Raw genomic sequence first — 16,587 nt, forward strand, 5'->3', positions numbered from 1 at the left:
CTTACGCCGCTAGGCCTTTAGAGCCGATATCGAGGAATTTCTGTCGGCGGTCCTTGATCAGGGCCGCCGAATCTTTGCCGTCCAGCTCTTTCAGCATTGCGGTGATGGCCGAACGCACCGACTCGACCGTCGCGGGGCGATCGCGATGCGCACCGCCTTTGGGTTCAGTGATGATCCGATCACAAACACCCAGTTTGTAGAGGTCTTGCGCGGTCAGGCGCAGCGCCTCGGCGGCTTCGCGCATCTTCTCGGCGTCTTTCCACAGGATCGAGGCGCAGCCTTCGGGTGAAATCACCGAGTAGACCGAGTGTTCAAGCATCGCCACGCGGTTCGCGGTGGCAAAGGCCACAGCGCCGCCCGAGCCACCTTCGCCGATGATGACCGATACCAGAGGCACACCGATCTTCAGACACATCTCGGTCGAGCGCGCGATAGCCTCGGACTGACCACGCTCCTCGGCCCCTTTTCCGGGATAGGCCCCGGCTGTGTCGATCAGAGTGATCACCGGCAGGCCAAAGCGCCCAGCCATTTCCATCAATCGCACGGCCTTGCGATAACCTTCGGGGCGGGCCATGCCAAAATTACGTTCGATCCGCGATTTGGTGTCACTGCCCTTTTCATGGCCGATCACCATGACTGGCTGGTCGTTGAACCGGGCCAGGCCGCCGATCACGGCCAGATCGTCGGCGAAGTTCCGGTCCCCGGCCAGCGGCGTGAACTCGGTAAACAGCTCTTTGACATAGTCCTGACAATGGGGCCGTTCGGGGTGGCGCGCCACCTGGCATTTCCGCCATGGGGTCAGATCGGCATAAAGCTCATCCAGCAGCTTGGCGGCCTTGGCATCCAGTGCTGCGGCCTCTTCGGTCACATCCATCTCTTCATTGGCACGGGCCAGCGCGCGCAATTCCTCGGCCTTGCCTTCGATCTCGGCCAGGGGTTTTTCGAAATCCAGATACTGGGTCATGACGCCTCTCAACGCGGAAGTTCCCTGCTATATGACTAAAGGTCGGCCCGGATGCAACTCAGCAAGATTTGTGGATCGATAATATGCGACCTCCGAGAGGGCGAGGAAGAAGGAAGAAAGCCCATGGCCACCAGCTATGAAGATCGCGTTCTGCGCGTATTGGCCTATATCCATGGCAACCCTGCAGGGGATCTGTCGCTGGACACTCTGGCCGGTGTGGCCGCCATGTCGCGGTTCCACTGGCACCGGGTGTTTCGTGCCATCACGGGTGAGACCTGTGCGCAGGCGGTGCGTCGGATCAGGCTGCATCGTGCCGCGTGCTGGCTGGTCCAGACCGACAAGCCCTTGAGCAAGATCGCGTCCGACATCGGCTATCCCAACCTGAATTCTTTCGCGCGGGCCTTTTCCGAGGCCTACGGCAAAAGCCCCGCTGCTTTTCGCAGTGCCGGTCAGTTTTTGCCAGCTAACCCACGGTTCAAGATCGGAGATTATCCAATGCATCCCATTAGTACACGTATAGAACCCACCCGTCGCATCGTTGCCCTGCCGCATAAGGGCGCCTATGCCGAAATCGGTGAAAGCTTTGAAGCGTTCAGCGCCTTGTGCGAATCCCGTCAGCTGTGGCCCCAGATTGGCCCGATGATTGGCATGTATTTCGACAGTCCAGATGATGTTCCCGAGCAGGACCTGCGCAGTTATGCCGGGGCTGAGTTCAGGGGTGACACAACGCCCGAGGGCATGGAGAGCCTGACCATTGCTGGCGGGAACACGGCAGTGTTGACCTTCAAAGGTCCATATTCAGGGCTTCAGGCCGCTTACCATAGTTTGTTCGGTAATTGGCTGCCTGAGTCCGGAGAGGAACCGGCGGATCAGCCCTGTTACGAGATTTACCTGAACGATCCGCGCGAAACTGCACCCGAGGACTTGCTGACCGAGATCTGCCTGCCGCTGAAATAGATCAAGGCCACAGCACCGGATACAGCGAGGCCACAAGAAGCCCCGCCATCGCCCAGTTGAACACCAACAACCGGCGCGGATTGGTCAGAATCCGCGCCATCTGTTGGCCGAGCAATGTCCAGACGCTGACCGATGGCAGATTGACCGCGCCAAACACGAGCGCGACGATTACGATGGCTGTGATCGTGTGGCCAGGTGTGTAGGCTGTGGTCGCCGTCAGCGCCATCGCCCAGGCTTTGGGATTGACCCACTGAAAGGCCGCCGCTTGCAAGAAGGTCATCGGCCTACCCGAAGCAGCCCCTCTTTGCGCCGGGGCGGCGTGGGCGATCTTCCATGCGAGATACAGCAGGTACAGGACCGATGCGATCTTGAGCAGCGTATAGCTGACGGGGAACCGATTGAAGACCTGCACCAGCCCGGCCCCGACCAGCAGCACCATGAACGTAAAGCCCAGCCCAATGCCCAGCATATGCGGGACGGTTCGGCGAAAGCCGAAATTGGCACCTGACGCCATAAGCATCAGATTGTTAGGCCCCGGCGTAATCGACGAGACGAAAGCAAATGCAATCAAAGCCAACAGGATGTCGTAGGTCATGCTTGGTATAATCTCGCCAAAGTGGGCAAATGTAATTGCGTTTTTGTGCGTCTGGGTGCAAATTTAGCAATAAATGGTGAATATAGATGAAATAAACCATCGAATATTGCGCGAGCTTTCTGAGGATGGGCGCATCAGCAATCTGGAGCTGGCTGAGCGTGTCGGCCTGTCCCCGTCGGCGTGCCTGCGACGCGTACAGGAACTGGAACGGACCGGCGTGATCGCTGGATATCGCGCAGTGCTCAACCCTTCGGCCTTGGGTGTTGGTTTCGTCGCCTATATCGGCGTGGGGTTGGGAGAGCACACAAAAGCCGCTCAGGAAGGGTTTGAAAAAGCGCTTCACCGGGCCCCGGAAGTGGTCGAGTGTCACAATATCACCGGTACGATCGAATACCTGCTGCGGGTGGAGTGCGCCGATCTGCCGACCTACAAAGCCTTCCATACCGAGGTGCTGGGCACATTGCCCCATGTGACCTCAATCACGTCTTATGTGGTTATGGATTCCCCCAAAGACAGGCGCGCCTAGGGGCTATTTTGTGAAGTTTAACCACCTTGCCGGGTCGAATTTCACACCATAGAGTCATCATAAATACGTCGTCGGCAGGGGGATCGGCGCGAATTCAGGGAGATAAAGATGACCTTTCTCAGGACCGGGGCGCTTGCCGCTACCATGGCCGTGTTCGCCGGTGGTTGCTTTGCAGCGCCGTTGAAGCTGAAGCCAGCCAATCCGCAACCGAGCCCGAAGTCTGGGTTAAACGTAAAATATGCGTGGGAGGGAAACCCGCCTCGCAAGATTCAGAATTTTGGCAAAGTCGACCAGTTGCTGAAGAAAGCAAAGCCAGGTCAGCCGCTGCGCGGCCTTGATTACCGGGACACCAACGAGGGCGATCCGGTGCTGACCTTCAATGAAGCCTTCAATGTAGCAGCGGACATTACAGGCTATATCAGGTTTGACGCGGCGGGGGTCTACGAACTTGAAACATGGTCAAATGACGGTGTTGATGCCTGGATCGGTGGTCAGCAAATCGGCTATGTAAACGGGCGCCAGGGGTGTGAGGCCAACCAGCGCACCGAGGTCGAGGTACCGCAGGCAGGTTGGTATCCCGTGAAAATAAAGTATTTTCAGAAATATGGCACCTCGTGCCTGATGATGAAGTGGGGCAAGCAGGGCGAACGCTTTACCTGGACACCCAACGACGTTTTTGGGCGCTGAACCACGATCATAACTCAGATGAGGCGCCCTTTCGGGCGCCGATCTTTTGTCAGCCTCCGGCTGCGATTAGGTCCGACTGTGCCACGATTACTTCGGCCTGTTTGATCGAGGCAATGTCGACAAGACGGCCTTTGTAAACGGTTGCGCCTTCACCGTTGGCTTTGGCCTGTTCCATGGCCGCAAGGATTTCGCGCGCCTCAGTGACGGCTTCCTCTGAAGGCGTGAACACCTGATTGGCCAACGCAATCTGTTTGGGATGAATGGCCCATTTGCCGACCATACCCAGCGTCGCGGAACGTTTTGCCTGAGCGATATAGCCTTCGTCGTCCGAAAAGTCGCCAAAAGGTCCATCGACCGGAAGCACGCCATGGGTACGGCAGGCGGCGACGATCGCGGCTTGCGCCCAGTGCCAGGGATCGGACCAGTGCTTTTCGCCCTCTCGCAGCATGTAGTAGCTTTCCTGCGTGCCACCGATGCCGGTGGTTTGCATGCCCATCGAAGCGGCGAAATCCGCAGCGCCAAGGCTCATCGCCTGCAGGCGTGGAGAGGATGCGGCGATTTCTTCCACATGCGCCAGACCCGCCGCAGATTCGATAATAACCTCGAATGAGATTGGTTTGGTTCGGCCTTTGGCGTGCTCGATGGCCGTGACCAACGCGTCCACAGCATAGACATCGGCGGCGCAGCCCACCTTTGGGATCATGATTTGATCCAGCCGGTCGCCCGCTTGTTCCAGCACATCCACCACATCGCGGTACCAATAGGGTGTGTCCAGACCGTTGATACGGACGGACATGTACTTAGTGCCCCAGTCCACGCTGTTCAGCGCCTCGATGACATTGGCGCGGGCCGTATCCTTATCTGACGGAGCCACCGAGTCCTCGAGATCGAGATTGATGACATCCGCAGCCGATGCCGCCATCTTGGGGAACAGTTTGGTGTTCGAGCCGGGGCCAAACAGCTGGCAGCGGTTGGGCCGCGCCGGGGCGGGGGGTTGGATGCGGAAACTCATCTGGACCTCGCGTGAGTAATGAAATTGCGTTCTCTCGTTATGATGGGATATTAAATTGCGCAACGGCGCGCAAGCGCGATTGTGCATCTGCGGCAATGCGCGTGCAGCAACGGTCGCGAAGTGTGCTGAAATGAGTGCTTAAAGTTTGATCACTTTAAAAACTTCGAAGAATCTTGCTGAGTTGAGATCATATCTGCAAAATTTTTGCATGAATATCTCAGTTGTAAGGAGAATTCGAGAAACGCTCGCCAAATTGGTTCTCTAGTTTGGCTCGGAATCAAAGGAGTGCTGCGCGATGATCGAGACACCATATCTGTTGTTTTTGGGGGATGCGCCCGACCAACTGGCGGCCAAGGTTGCCGTTGGGATCAAGGACTGGCGGCCTGAAAACGCCGTAGGTCAGTACCGGATGGATGGCTGCAAGGCGGATCTTGGTCTCAAAGACATGGATCTGGTCGAAGCGCGCGAAGCGGGGGCCAAGACCCTGGTCATCGGGGTGGCCAACCGGGGCGGGGTGATCAGCCAGGATTGGAAAAAGGTTCTGGTCATGGCGTTGGAAGAAGGTTTCGATCTGGCCTCGGGCCTGCACAATCTTCTGCGCGATGAGCCCGATCTTGTTGCTGTGGCCGAGGCCACCGGGCGCAAGCTGCATGATGTGCGGGTGCCCGAAGTCGACTATCCGATCGCAAATGGCGTCAAACGTACCGGCAAGCGTTGTCTTGCCGTGGGCACCGATTGTTCGGTCGGCAAGATGTATACGGCCATGGCAATGGAAGCCGAGATGCGCAAGCGTGGAATGAAGGCCACCTTCCGCGCGACGGGGCAGACCGGTATTCTCATTACCGGCGATGGCGTGCCCTTGGATGCGGTCGTTGCCGATTTCATGGCGGGTTCGGTGGAATGGTTGACTCCGGACAATGACGAAGATCACTGGGATCTGATCGAGGGGCAGGGATCGTTGTTCCACGTCTCTTATTCGGGTGTGACCATGGCCCTGATCCATGGTGGGCAACCGGACGCGCTGATCCTATCGCACGAACCAACCCGTGAACATATGCGGGGTTTGCCCGGCTACCAACAACCCTCGCTGGAGGCGCTGCGTGATACGGCGCTCAACCTCGCGCGTGTTGCCAATCCCGACTGTCAGGTTGTTGGTGTCTCGGTGAATACTCAGCACATGAGCGAAGAAGACGCATCGGCCTATCTTGCACAGATCGAGGCCGATATGGGCCTGCCTGCAACAGACCCGTTCCGCTTTGGCTCGGGCAAGCTGGTCGACGCACTGGCCGAGATGTGATCTGAAGGACACGCGGGTGGCGGGCAATGTCCGCCACCGTCGCGTATTTGGGAAAAGATGAAGGAGCTGGCTCGTGCAGGTTGAAGTCTCTCGCGATGTGTTTCGGCTGGCGCAGGTGTTCACCATTTCGCGTGGCTCACGAACCGAGGCGCAGGTGTTGACCGTTCGGATTACGGACGGGAGTTATCAGGGGTGGGGTGAATGCGTGCCCTATGCTCGTTATGATGAGACTTTGGATTCTGTCGAAGCCGAGATTGCCGGTCTGCCCGATGAGTTTTCGCGGCAGGCGCTGATGGAGCTTCTGCCCGCAGGGGCCGCACGCAATGCGGTGGATTGTGCGCTGTGGGATCTTGAGGCCAAGCGCGCGAGCAAACGGGTATGGGATCTGGCCAGGTTGCCGGCGCCGGGGCCCGAGAAAACGGCCTATACTCTGTCGCTGGACACGCCCGAAGCTATGCAGGCGCAGGCCGCGCAGAATGCGCATCGTCCTTTGTTGAAAATCAAGCTCGGAACACCTGATGACATGCCGCGGCTTGAAGCGGTGCGTGCGGGTGCGCCAAAGGCACGGATCATTGTGGACGCCAACGAAGGTTGGTCGGCTGCAGTTTATGCCGATCTTGCGCCGCATCTGGTGCGATTGGGCGTGGCGTTGGTTGAGCAACCTTTGCCAGCTGGCGAAGATGAGGCCCTGATCGGAATGGAGCGCCCGGTGCCCGTTTGTGCGGATGAATCCTGCCACGATCGCGCCAGCCTGCCTGCGCTGATGGGCAAGTACGACGTAGTGAACATCAAGCTGGACAAAACCGGAGGCCTGACCGAAGCGCTTGAATTGCGCAAGGCCGCGCTGGCCGAGGGGTATCGCGTGATGGTCGGGTGCATGGTCGGCAGCTCTCTGGCGATGGCGCCTGCAACCTTGCTGGCGCAGGGTGCGATGGTAACAGACCTTGACGGGCCGCTTCTGTTGGCCGAAGACCGAGCTAACCCGCTGACATTCGATGATGCCGGGGTGCATCCGCCAAAGGCGGCGCTCTGGGGGTGACGGACACCCGGGAAACGGGCGAAGCCCGGAGACGAAGAGGAAATGACATGACCCGCACCGTTTACGTGAATGGCGAATACCTGCCCGAGACCGAGGCCACGGTCTCGATTTTTGACCGGGGTTTCTTGATGGCTGATGCTGTTTACGAAGTGACCAGCGTTCTGGGCGGTAAGCTGATCGATTTCGACGGCCACGCGGTGCGCTTGAAGCGTTCGCTCGACGAACTGGATATGGCAGCGCCTTGCAGCAAAGACGCGTTGCTGGACATCCATCGTAAGCTGGTTGAACTCAATGAGATTGACGAAGGCCTGATCTATCTTCAGGTCACACGCGGCAGCGACGGTGACCGGGATTTCGTCTTCCCCTCGGATGATACCAAACCGACGCTGGTTCTGTTTACGCAGAACAAGCCAGGCCTGGCCAACAGCCCGGCGGCGCAGAAAGGGATCCGTGTCATTTCGATTGACGATATCCGCTGGGGTCGCCGCGATATCAAAACAACCCAGCTGCTCTATCCGTCACTGGGCAAGATGATGGCAAAGAAGGCTGGGGCTGACGATGCCTGGATGATCGAAGACGGCTATGTGACCGAAGGCACCTCGAACAACGCCTATTTCGTCAAAGACGGCAAGATCGTTACGCGCCCGCTGTCGAATGACATTCTGCATGGCATCACCCGTAAAGCGGTTTTGCGCATGGCGGCCGAGGCGCAGATGGTGGTCGAAGAGCGTCTGTTCACCATTGATGAGGCGAAACAGGCGGAAGAGGCCTTTGTCACTTCGGCTTCGACATTTGTGATGCCAGTCGTCGAAATTGATGGCGAGACGCTCGGCGAAGGCACGCCGGGTCCCATCGCAAAGCGGTTGCGCGAGATTTATCTGGAAGAGAGCCTGAAAGCCGCTGTTTGAAACGGTTCTGGAAAAAGGCCTGCCGCAAGGATTGCGGCAGGCCTTTTTCGTTCGGCGGTAGGGCGCGAAGGCGCGGGGCGGGCTTTACGCCGCTGATCGTTAGGGCTTAGCCCTGTTTCCCACATTCTCTTCAAAGGCGACCTTGAAAGCGGCCTGTTTCTCGGCGCTGGCTTCGGTCTGATAATTGGCCTTCCACTCATCCATGGTCATGCCGTAGAAGATCTCGCGCGCCTCATCCTTGCCGATCTCGATGCCCTTTTCATTGGCCGCTTCCTGATACCAGCGCGACAGGCAGTTTCGGCAGAATCCGGCCAGATTCATCAGATCGATGTTCTGCACATCGGTGCGATCTTCCATCAGATGTTTCTGCAGCCGACGAAAGGCAGCCGCCTGAAGTTCGATTTCGGTTTGCTTGTCCATGTTCTGGCTCCGAAGGTTTGTTTGCTAAGCCTGACCTAGCAATCCGGCGGCCGTGTTACAATGAAACGAAAGGTGTATGAGCCCGCCGGGACAATAGTTTTGGATATTACGCCAGTTTAAGTGCGATCCACGGCATCAGGCTGAATATGATCGTCAGGATCTTGAAATTGGCAAGATACCGGAAATAGGCGCGCTTCACGTCGTGCTTTTCCATTTGGAACATTCTGCCGTGTATACCGGCAATCCAATCCTGCAAGGCCACAACCATTAGTGTGCTGAACAGCAACACGCCGATGTTAAGGACTGTCATCCAGCCGAAGACGGTGGTCAGGAATTCCTGCGTCATGATCGCCTCCTTTCGTCCAATATATGTGTATCGGTGCCAGAGCTCACAATGTCGTTAGTCGTGAAAGCGACCCGAGGCGTCCCTATGTCACAGCCCGCTTTCCGATAGTGCATCCTGCAGAACAACCGCAAGCCGTTCAGCCCAGTGCCGCTGTCCGTCGTGATCTGCAATCAAGTCGTTGCGCAACTCGATCAGTGCGTTGGGGCGGCCAAAAGTGGTGCAGTGCTTGTCGATCGCGTCACCCGGCAGCGTGCCGGTATAGGGCTCGTTGATGCCGACGCACAGATCGCCCTCGGTCTCAAGCCGGTTGATCAACGGGCGTGAGAAACGTTCATCCGGGGTGTGAAGAACGCCGATATGCCAGGGGCGCGGTTCTCGGCCGCGCAATTGGCGGGTGAAAGAATGCATCGACACGATCACCGCATGCGGCAGAGCTGCCAGTTCAGCCAGTGCGGTGTGATAGGGCCGGTAACACATGTTCAAACGCAGTTCGCGCTCAGTCGCATTGGCGTGACGGTTTCCCGGGATAATCGAGCCGTCATACAGCTTCATCAGCAGGGTTGGGTCGTCTTCGCCACGGTTGGGGTCAATCACAAGGCGCGAGAAGTTGGCTGCGATGACTGGGGCGTTCAGGATCTCTCCCAGATGCTTCGAAACCTCGTAGGCCCCTACATCATAGGCGATGTGGCGTTCCATATCTTCACGCGGCAGGCCGAGGTCACCACCATTGATATCCGGCGGCACCATGTTGGTTGCGTGATCGCAGGTAATCAGCCAGCGCGACGGGCGATCCGCGCCGTGAACGAAAAACGGAGAGTATGTCATGAACCTGTCATCTTGTTTGCCGCAGGTGTAGGACAGTTGCTTCGGAAAGGGAATTGCGCAATAAGCAGCCTGAGAACTGTTTGCGGTAACATTTGGACGTTTGAGGAGAACTTGATCGATGCGACGCCTGAGAAACGTGAAGATCGTGGCGACGCTGGGGCCAGCGTCCAATGACTATGACATGATCCGCGCCCTGCACGAGGCCGGGGCGGATGTGTTCCGACTGAACATGAGCCACGGCAGCCACGATGAGATTCGCGAACGCCACCGCATCATTCGGCAGGTGGAAAAGGACCTGGACAGCCCAATCGCAATTCTGGCCGACCTGCAGGGGCCCAAACTGCGCGTTGGTGTGTTCGCCAATGATGCCGAAGAGTTGGAAGAGGGTGCGACCTTTCGGCTGGACCTGGATCCGGCACCTGGCGATGCCGGTCGTGTCTGTCTGCCGCACCCCGAAATCTTTGCCGCGCTGGAGGTTGGCGCGCGGCTGCTGGTCAACGACGGCAAGATTCGCCTGATCGTTCGGGAGTGTGGACAGAATTTTGCGAATTGTACCGTTGAGGTCGGTGGCACGATCTCGAACCGTAAGGGTGTGAACGTCCCGGACGTGGTGCTGCCCTTGGCGGCGCTTTCGGCCAAGGATCGGGACGACCTGGAATTTGTATGCCAGCTGGGTGTGGACTGGCTGGCGCTTAGTTTTGTGCAACGCGCCAAGGACGTTTTTGAGGCGCGTGCGCTGGCCGATGGCCGTGCGTCGATCCTGTCGAAGATTGAAAAACCAGCTGCGGTCGAGGCGTTTGACGACATTCTTGACGCCTCTGACGGGATCATGGTTGCACGCGGTGACCTGGGGGTCGAGCTTCCGGTCTCTGCCGTGCCGCCAATTCAGAAGCGTCTGGTCCGCAGATGTCGCAGTGCGGCCAAGCCGGTGATCGTGGCCACGCAGATGCTGGAGAGCATGATCGAAAGCCCAATGCCCACGCGGGCCGAGGTCTCGGATGTCGCCACCGCGATCTACGAGGGCACGGACGCAATTATGCTCAGCGCGGAATCGGCAGCCGGTGCCTATCCGATCGAGGCCGTTCAGACCATGAACAAGGTGGCGATCGAGGTTGAGGCCGATCCGACCTACACCCAGATTATCGCCGCCTCGCGCACGGCGAAGGGCACGACGGTCGCGGACGGGATCGTTGCCGCCGCACGTGAGATTGCCGAGAAGACCGATATCAAGGCGATTTGCTGTTTCACCCAAAGCGGCACGACCGCCTTGCTGACTGCGCGTGAACGTCCCGGCGTGCCGATCATCGCGATGACCCCGGCCACTGGAACGGCGCGTCGCCTGTGCCTCAGCTGGGGGTGCCACTGTGTCATGACGCCCGAACTGGAGCGCTTCAAAGGTGCCGTGGTCAGCGCTGCTCGTGCCGCGCGCGCCGCGGGATTTGCATCAGAAGTTGATCAGATCGTGGTCACTGCCGGTGTCCCGTTCAACGTGCCCGGCACCACCAATATTCTGCGCATTGCGCCTTGCGATGAGCGGCTGATCTACAATACGGACCCGGGTTGAGCTTGGGTCCGCAGGCTAACTTTCAGTTCGACACTTCCGTGTATGTCTAATTATTAGGCAAAAAATATACTTATTTATCAATAGTATATTTGATTTCGGGTTGTGCTCGGCAATTATCTCTCTGTTTTTCCGTGTTTTTTAGGGATACTCGCCCCTAGGGCAGTCTACTCAAACAAGTTCCAGGTTCCGGCTGCCCTGCCGGGAGCGAGGGTCCCGGCCAAATTAACAATAACGGAGGAACGGCATGACAACGAAAATTGTCATAGGACTGGACGGGACAGAAACCGGAGAACGCGCGATCACCTTTGCCAAAGATCTGGCAGGGCTCATCGGATCATGCGAGCTTCTGGCGGTTTATGTCATCGAATGGTCTCCTTTCACATTCCAGACACCGGAAGAAAACGCGTTGCGCCACAAGCGGCGTGAAGAAGAGGTGGCGTTGGCCACGTCGCGGATCATTGAGCCAGCGGTCGAAGCGCTGAAGGCTGCAGGGTTCGAGGCGCGCGGCATCGTCCGTCACGGAGATGTGGCGGAAACGTTGAACGCAATCACGGTTGAAAACGGCGGCACTCAGATCGTTGTAGGCCGGGCCTCGGCGGATGGATTCAAGAAACGCCTGTTTGGTAGTTCGACCCAGAACCTTGTCATGCACGCCGACGTTCCCGTCACGGTCGTGAACTGAGGGGAGAGATGATGATGAATATTCAGAACAAACTGGGTCTGGCCGCGCTTACCGCTCTGGCCGCAGGTCCTGCCGCCGCTCAGGAAGCGGTTGGGTTGGACGACAAGATCAATCAGGCCTTTGCCGATTTCACCGGGCCGTTCGTCAGCTTTATCTTTGCTCCATTCCCGGGCACCGGGTTCCCGTGGATTGTGGGTTGGCTGGTGATCGCGGCAACCGTGTTCACGCTGTATTTTGCCTTTGTTCAGTTGCGCTTTTTCGGGCATGCGATCAGCCTCGTGAAAGGCGATTATTCTGACCCCAATGATGCGGGTGAGGTTAGTCACTTTCAGGCGCTTGCCACGGCTCTGTCTGGTACGGTCGGTCTCGGGAATATCGCCGGTGTGGCGGTTGCCGTCGGGATTGGTGGTCCGGGTGCGACTTTCTGGATGATCGTCGCGGGTCTGCTGGGCATGGCGTCGAAATTCACCGAATGTACGTTGGGCGTGAAATATCGCAATGAATACGAGGACGGCACCGTTTCCGGTGGTCCGATGTATTACATGTCCAAAGGGTTCGACGAACTGGGCCTGCCGGGCGGTAAGATTCTGGCCATTCTGTTCTCGATCTTCTGTATCCTTGGCGCGCTGGGCGGGGGCAATATGTTCCAGGCCAATCAGGCGCATCAGCAGATTGCGGGTATTGTCGGAGATTATCCGGGCTGGATCACCGGTCTGGTCTTTGCAGGTATCGTCTTTGCCGTGATCGTTGGTGGCCTGAAATCCATCGCACGGGTGACTGAAAAAGTCGTGCCGTTCATGGGTGTCATGTATGTGGCGGCGGCGTTGGTCATCATTATAATGCATGCAGACCAGATCGGTTGGGCCTTTGGCCAGATCTTCGAAGGCGCCTTCACCGGCCTCGGTGTAGCTGGCGGCATGGTCGGTGCGCTGATCCAGGGCTTCCGTCGTGCGGCGTTCTCGAACGAAGCGGGCGTTGGTTCCGCGGCGATTGCACACTCGGCGGTTCGGACCAAGGAACCGATCACCGAGGGCTTTGTGTCACTGCTTGAGCCGTTCATCGATACGGTCGTGATCTGTACCATGACCGCGCTGGTAATCATCATCACGCAACAGCTGATCATTGATCCGGCGACTGGCAACTACATGCTGAACGAAGCGGGTAATGCGATTGCAACTGTTGATGGCAACACCGGCGTCAGCCTGACATCGGCAGCCTTTGGCAGCGCCTTCAGCTGGTTCCCCTTCATCCTGGCAATCGCCGTGGTCTTGTTTGCCTTCTCGACCATGATCAGCTGGTCCTATTACGGCCTCAAGGCCTGGACCTATCTGTTCGGAGAAGGCCACACCAAAGAGCTGATCTTCAAGATCATTTTCTGTGTCTTCGTCGTCATCGGCGCGGCTGCCAATCTTGGCCCGGTCATCGACTTCTCGGATGCAGCGATCTTTGCCATGGCGGTTGTGAATGTCTTTGCGCTCTACTTCCTGATGAAAGTGGTGCGTCAGGAGCTGGCCTCCTACACCTCCCGGCTCCAGAGCGGAGAAATCCGTAAATTCGAGCACTAAACAAAACCACCGGGGCGGCCCATGTCGCCCCGGTGCCGGACCAGAGCGCAAAAAGCGTAGATTCTGGTCCGAATCCCCTTGCCAGTATGATCGAACTTGCGTAAACGGCGCATCTGTTGCGTGACCGGCCGAGATGGCATGCCGAGTCGCGTTTGAAACCGAACCCGAGAATAGGAGACGGAAATGCCTAAGATGAAGACAAAGTCGAGCGCCAAGAAGCGCTTTAAGGTGACTGCGACCGGTAAGGTCCTTGCTGGCCAGGCCGGCAAACGTCACGGCATGATCAAGCGGACCAAGAAATTCATCCGCGACGCCCGTGGCAACACCACCCTGTCCGCCCCCGACGCCAAGATCGTCAAGGGCTACATGCCCTACGACCGCTAAGAGGAGATTAGAAGATGTCCCGCGTTAAAGGTGGAACCGTAACTCACGCCCGTCACAAGAAGGTCATCAAGGCCGCCAAAGGTTACTATGGCCGCCGCAAGAGCACCTTCAAGGTTGCCCGTCAGGCCGTCGACAAGGCCAACCAGTATGCAACCCGCGACCGTAAGAACCGCAAGCGCAACTTCCGCGCGCTGTGGATACAGCGCATCAACGCTGCTGTCCGTTCGCATGACGAGGCTCTGACATATTCCCGCTTCATCAACGGCCTGAACCTGGCCGGTATCGAAGTGGACCGCAAAGTTCTGGCCGACCTGGCCGTGCACGAACCGGAAGCGTTCGGCGCGATCGTGGCCAAAGCTCAGGCAGCTCTGGCCGCCTGATCCTCTGATACAGAGACAGTGAACAAAGGGGTCGTTCCAAAAGGAACGGCCCTTTTTTTGTTTCAGCCTCCTCTTTGTCCTATGCCTGAAACGGGGGCAGCCATCGAATTCACTCTATGTTTGGGCCTGCCGCGTTCCAAGCGCGAGGAGCTCTTGCCGTAACTGCTGGATTCCCGGAGCCTTCAGGACTTCTTTCAACTGCCTGCGCCACAGTCTCAGAGATTTCTCTCGCAAGAGGAACAGCCTGCCATTGGACAGTTGGTTCAATCGTTGCATCTCATCCTGTACCGGGCCAACCCAGCGCTGTATCGAGCGATCTTCCTGATCATTAAACGACATTCTTTTCCAGTATTGCATCTGGACCTTTCGATCGGGATGCGAGGCGCTGCCGCGGGCGGATTTCAGCAGAAAGCTTGAAAGATCACGAACCGCATAATGATTGACTTGCGCTACCGCGCGTTTCTGAGGGTCGAGTGCGCGCCAGCCCAATTCGCGGAATTGCCCTTGCTGCAAGCCTGATCCGTTGATCCGACGCGGGGCTTCAATGAGAGGGGTCTTGGCACGATGAATGCCGGGTCGCTCGAAAGCGCTGGTGCGAAACAGAGTCTTGACACCACGCCACCGCTCATTGATCAGATCTTCGTTCTCGGCCATGAAGAAGCGACTTATTACAAGGTCTGGCGACAATTCGGTTTCGGCGCAGTCACCAAAAAGTCGCCAGTTGATTGCCATTTCGTCGAACGCATCCCCGACCGCATCAAAAAGCGCTGAAAGCGTGCCGTCGCCTGCCTGGATATTGAGAAATTCGTCACCATCCAGGGCCATACACCATTGGCACTCCTGGTATTCAGGCGATAGAGCAGAACGTCTATAAGCACGGTTCTGCCATTGCCGGTTCGGTGCTGCATTTCTGAAGTACTGGATTACGCCCAGCCGATTTAACGTACGCAGGGTCTTCTGCGTCTCGTCAGTGGAATCGTTCTGATACACATGGATATCCGTAAAGCCGATCAAACGATGATAGGCCACCCACTCGAGTATGTTTGGACCTTCGTTCTTTACGGTCGTAACCAGAAGTGTTCGGCTCATGGTGGGTATGTGGCGTCCGTAAAAGGGCAGTTGGCCTGTTCTATCCTGATGTCGGTGCTGCACGAAAGGCTTGCACCGTAGTTTCCACGTTCAGAAAACGCGCGCAATTCGTACATACGACATATTGTCGGAAGTGGCGATTAATTGACGAAATCAACGACCTTTTCGTCAAGATACATCCTGCAGCCCGAACAAACCGTGCCTCATACTTGAAGCAAACGAAAAGATGGAGGCGCGTTTTGAACTGGAATGTTTGTATCGTCGGGGCAGGAAAGATCGGTCAGATGATCGCCACCCTGCTGAAATCGTCGGCGCATTATTCGGTAACGGTCGCAGATCATGATCTGTCCGCTTTGTCCGCATTCAAGAAGCGCGGCATTCCCACCCGACAGATCGATGCAACGGATAGCGTGGCGCTCGAACGGGCACTTGCAGGGTTTGATGCCGTTATTTCAGCGGCTCCGTTTTTCCTGACCCCCGCGATTGCAGGTGCGGCCAAGGCAGTTGGTGCGCATTACTTCGACCTGACCGAGGACGTGGCCGCCACAAATGCGGTGCGTGATCTGGCGCGTAACAGCGAAACTGCATTCATGCCGCAATGTGGTTTGGCCCCCGGATTTGTCGGAATTGCGGGCGCGGCCCTGGCATCTGAGTTTGATGAGATCGACAGCCTGCACATGCGGGTCGGTGCATTGCCGCTCTATCCGACGAATGCTCTTAAATACAATCTCACCTGGTCAACGGACGGGTTGATCAACGAATACTGCAACCCCTGCGATGCTATCGTGAATGGAGAGCGGACGAAAACTGCGCCGCTCGAAGATTATGAACTGATTGGCCATGACGGTGTGGAGTATGAATGTTTCAACACCTCGGGTGGCCTGGGCACATTACCGGAGACGTTAGAAGGTAAGGCGCGCGCAGTGTCTTATCGCTCGATCCGGTATCCGGGGCATCGCGATATTCTGCGTCTCTTGCTGAACGATCTGGGGCTTGGGCGTCGTCGCGATCTGCTGAAAGAGATTTTCGAAACGGCCCTACCGCGTACCGATCAGGATGTCGTACTGGTCTATTGCACCGCCAAAGGGATGGTTGATGGTACGCTGCGCGAGAAATCCCTGATCAACAAATCCTTCGCCCGCACAATCGATGGGCAGGTCTGGAGCGCGATCCAGATCACTACAGCGGCGGGTGTGCTGGGTGTCGTCGATCTGATGCGGGTGGGTGTGCTGCCCTCGAAAGGCTTTGTCCGGCAAGAGCAGGTGAAGCTTGCCGATTTCCTAAGCACCGAATTTGGCCGGCTCTATCGCGCCGGTGACGTCACCGAACAGAACAAGGCGGCCTGAG

General features: G+C 57.4%; 19 protein-coding genes. 12 read left to right on the top strand and 7 right to left on the bottom strand.

The annotated features are described in order from the left end of the window. Position 1: 1 nt before the first annotated feature. Complete coding sequence (locus ACR0IV_RS09825; protein ID WP_480660016.1) at positions 2–964, bottom strand: acetyl-CoA carboxylase carboxyltransferase subunit alpha; 963 nt, start codon at positions 962–964, stop codon at positions 2–4. 123 nt (positions 965–1,087) lie between these two features. Between ACR0IV_RS09825 and ACR0IV_RS09830 the strand changes: the two genes are divergently transcribed. Continuing rightward, positions 1,088–1,921, top strand: a complete 834-nt coding sequence (locus tag ACR0IV_RS09830) for an AraC family transcriptional regulator (RefSeq protein ID WP_480660017.1) — start codon at positions 1,088–1,090, stop codon at positions 1,919–1,921. Position 1,922: 1 nt separating this feature from the next. Here ACR0IV_RS09830 and ACR0IV_RS09835 read toward each other — a convergent pair whose 3' ends face one another. Beyond that, positions 1,923–2,516: a LysE family translocator gene (locus tag ACR0IV_RS09835; protein WP_480660018.1), complete on the bottom strand. Its 594-nt coding sequence runs from the start codon at positions 2,514–2,516 to the stop codon at positions 1,923–1,925. Between the two features lie 73 nt (positions 2,517–2,589). Between ACR0IV_RS09835 and ACR0IV_RS09840 the strand changes: the two genes are divergently transcribed. Together ACR0IV_RS09840 and ACR0IV_RS09845 are read left to right on the top strand one after the other, a co-directional pair. After that, complete coding sequence (locus ACR0IV_RS09840) at positions 2,590–3,042, top strand: Lrp/AsnC family transcriptional regulator (RefSeq protein ID WP_480471193.1); 453 nt, start codon at positions 2,590–2,592, stop codon at positions 3,040–3,042. A gap of 144 nt (positions 3,043–3,186) precedes the next feature. After that, positions 3,187–3,729, top strand: a complete 543-nt coding sequence (locus ACR0IV_RS09845; RefSeq protein WP_480471192.1) for a PA14 domain-containing protein — start codon at positions 3,187–3,189, stop codon at positions 3,727–3,729. Between the two features lie 49 nt (positions 3,730–3,778). On the opposite strand, the gene ACR0IV_RS09850 is transcribed toward ACR0IV_RS09845, so the two are convergent. Further along, positions 3,779–4,741 (bottom strand): L-malyl-CoA/beta-methylmalyl-CoA lyase, encoded by a 963-nt coding sequence (locus tag ACR0IV_RS09850; RefSeq protein WP_480660019.1) that lies wholly within the window; start codon positions 4,739–4,741, stop codon positions 3,779–3,781. A gap of 295 nt (positions 4,742–5,036) precedes the next feature. Between ACR0IV_RS09850 and dgcN the strand changes: the two genes are divergently transcribed. From dgcN to ACR0IV_RS09865, 3 genes are all read left to right on the top strand, one after another. Then, positions 5,037–6,038, top strand: a complete 1,002-nt coding sequence (dgcN, locus tag ACR0IV_RS09855) for an N-acetyltransferase DgcN (protein ID WP_480471190.1) — start codon at positions 5,037–5,039, stop codon at positions 6,036–6,038. Positions 6,039–6,111: 73 nt separating this feature from the next. Next, on the top strand, positions 6,112–7,077 hold the full coding sequence (dgcA, locus tag ACR0IV_RS09860) for an N-acetyl-D-Glu racemase DgcA (RefSeq protein WP_480660020.1): 966 nt from the start codon (positions 6,112–6,114) through the stop codon (positions 7,075–7,077). Between the two features lie 47 nt (positions 7,078–7,124). Beyond that, positions 7,125–7,985: a D-amino-acid transaminase gene (locus ACR0IV_RS09865; protein ID WP_480471188.1), complete on the top strand. Its 861-nt coding sequence runs from the start codon at positions 7,125–7,127 to the stop codon at positions 7,983–7,985. 99 nt (positions 7,986–8,084) lie between these two features. Here the strand turns inward: ACR0IV_RS09865 and ACR0IV_RS09870 are convergent, their stop codons facing one another. The 3 genes from ACR0IV_RS09870 to ACR0IV_RS09880 form a co-directional block, all read right to left on the bottom strand. Then, positions 8,085–8,405: a DUF1244 domain-containing protein gene (locus ACR0IV_RS09870; protein WP_480660021.1), complete on the bottom strand. Its 321-nt coding sequence runs from the start codon at positions 8,403–8,405 to the stop codon at positions 8,085–8,087. A 106-nt stretch (positions 8,406–8,511) separates the two neighbouring features. Beyond that, positions 8,512–8,751: a DUF6868 family protein gene (locus ACR0IV_RS09875; protein ID WP_480660022.1), complete on the bottom strand. Its 240-nt coding sequence runs from the start codon at positions 8,749–8,751 to the stop codon at positions 8,512–8,514. An 87-nt stretch (positions 8,752–8,838) separates the two neighbouring features. Then, positions 8,839–9,576 carry an N-formylglutamate amidohydrolase gene (locus ACR0IV_RS09880; protein WP_480660023.1) on the bottom strand — a complete coding sequence of 246 codons (738 nt, stop codon included), beginning with the start codon at positions 9,574–9,576 and terminating at the stop codon, positions 8,839–8,841. 118 nt (positions 9,577–9,694) lie between these two features. Here ACR0IV_RS09880 and pyk point away from each other — a divergent pair, with 118 nt between their 5' ends. The 5 genes from pyk (at position 9,695) to rplT (ending at position 14,151) form a co-directional block, all read left to right on the top strand. After that, on the top strand, positions 9,695–11,140 hold the full coding sequence (gene pyk / locus ACR0IV_RS09885; protein WP_480660024.1) for a pyruvate kinase: 1,446 nt from the start codon (positions 9,695–9,697) through the stop codon (positions 11,138–11,140). A gap of 244 nt (positions 11,141–11,384) precedes the next feature. Then, positions 11,385–11,822 (top strand): universal stress protein, encoded by a 438-nt coding sequence (locus ACR0IV_RS09890; protein WP_480471183.1) that lies wholly within the window; start codon positions 11,385–11,387, stop codon positions 11,820–11,822. Positions 11,823–11,836: 14 nt separating this feature from the next. Next, positions 11,837–13,387 carry an alanine/glycine:cation symporter family protein gene (locus ACR0IV_RS09895; RefSeq protein ID WP_480660025.1) on the top strand — a complete coding sequence of 517 codons (1,551 nt, stop codon included), beginning with the start codon at positions 11,837–11,839 and terminating at the stop codon, positions 13,385–13,387. A gap of 183 nt (positions 13,388–13,570) precedes the next feature. Further along, positions 13,571–13,771 carry a 50S ribosomal protein L35 gene (rpmI, locus tag ACR0IV_RS09900; RefSeq protein WP_010443552.1) on the top strand — a complete coding sequence of 67 codons (201 nt, stop codon included), beginning with the start codon at positions 13,571–13,573 and terminating at the stop codon, positions 13,769–13,771. Positions 13,772–13,785: 14 nt separating this feature from the next. Further along, complete coding sequence (rplT, locus tag ACR0IV_RS09905; RefSeq protein WP_008756009.1) at positions 13,786–14,151, top strand: 50S ribosomal protein L20; 366 nt, start codon at positions 13,786–13,788, stop codon at positions 14,149–14,151. A 114-nt stretch (positions 14,152–14,265) separates the two neighbouring features. Here the strand turns inward: rplT and ACR0IV_RS09910 are convergent, their stop codons facing one another. Next, on the bottom strand, positions 14,266–15,240 hold the full coding sequence (locus ACR0IV_RS09910) for a glycosyltransferase family 2 protein (RefSeq protein ID WP_480660026.1): 975 nt from the start codon (positions 15,238–15,240) through the stop codon (positions 14,266–14,268). Positions 15,241–15,479: 239 nt separating this feature from the next. Between ACR0IV_RS09910 and ACR0IV_RS09915 the strand changes: the two genes are divergently transcribed. Further along, the gene (locus tag ACR0IV_RS09915; protein WP_480471180.1) at positions 15,480–16,586 is read left to right on the top strand and encodes a saccharopine dehydrogenase family protein; all 1,107 of its coding nucleotides are present in this window, start codon (positions 15,480–15,482) and stop codon (positions 16,584–16,586) included. Position 16,587 lies beyond the last annotated feature (1 nt).

It is taken from the genome of Ruegeria sp. C2 (assembly GCF_056537765.1).